The organism is Campylobacter sp. BCW_6460 (genome assembly GCF_001762705.1).
GTDB classification, from domain to species: Bacteria; Campylobacterota; Campylobacteria; order Campylobacterales; family Campylobacteraceae; genus Campylobacter_D; species Campylobacter_D jejuni.
The window spans coordinates 1-371 of sequence record NZ_MJXI01000020.1 but is presented as its reverse complement, the minus strand read 5'-3'; the positions used below and the strand labels follow the sequence as shown (position 1 = coordinate 371).

Annotated in this window: 3 tRNA genes; all 3 read left to right on the top strand. The window is 49.6% G+C overall.

The annotated features are described in order from the left end of the window. The first annotated feature begins 80 nt into the window (after positions 1 to 80). The 3 genes from AJ881_RS04145 to AJ881_RS04135 all read left to right on the top strand — a co-directional run bounded on the left by AJ881_RS04145 (position 81) and on the right by AJ881_RS04135 (position 366). Positions 81 to 156 (top strand) — tRNA-Arg (locus AJ881_RS04145). A gap of 6 nt (positions 157 to 162) precedes the next feature. Continuing rightward, positions 163 to 238 (top strand) — tRNA-Val (locus AJ881_RS04140). Between the two features lie 51 nt (positions 239 to 289). Beyond that, positions 290 to 366, top strand: a tRNA-Asp gene (locus AJ881_RS04135). The last annotated feature ends 5 nt before the right edge of the window (positions 367 to 371 follow it).

Genomic DNA, 371 nt, shown 5'->3' with positions numbered 1-371 from the left:
CCGGTAGAGCATCTCCCTTTTAAGGAGGGGGCCGTTGGTTCGAATCCAACACGGGACACCATTTTTATTGTTAGGGTTATGACCCTTTCGTCTAGTGGCCCAGGACAACACTCTCTCTGTGTGGAAACAGAGGTTCAAATCCTCTAGGGGTCGCCAATCATAGGTCGCTTAGCTCAGTTGGTAGAGCGCCACCCTTACAAGGTGGATGTCATAAGTTCGAGTCTTATAGTGACCACCATTTTATAAAATCATAAATAGGTTTTATAATCTCTACTTCTTTACTTTGGATGCAGCGGTAGTTCAGCTGGTTAGAATGCCGCCCTGTCACGGCGGAGGTCGCGGGTTCGAGCCCCGTCCGCTGCGCCATCTTG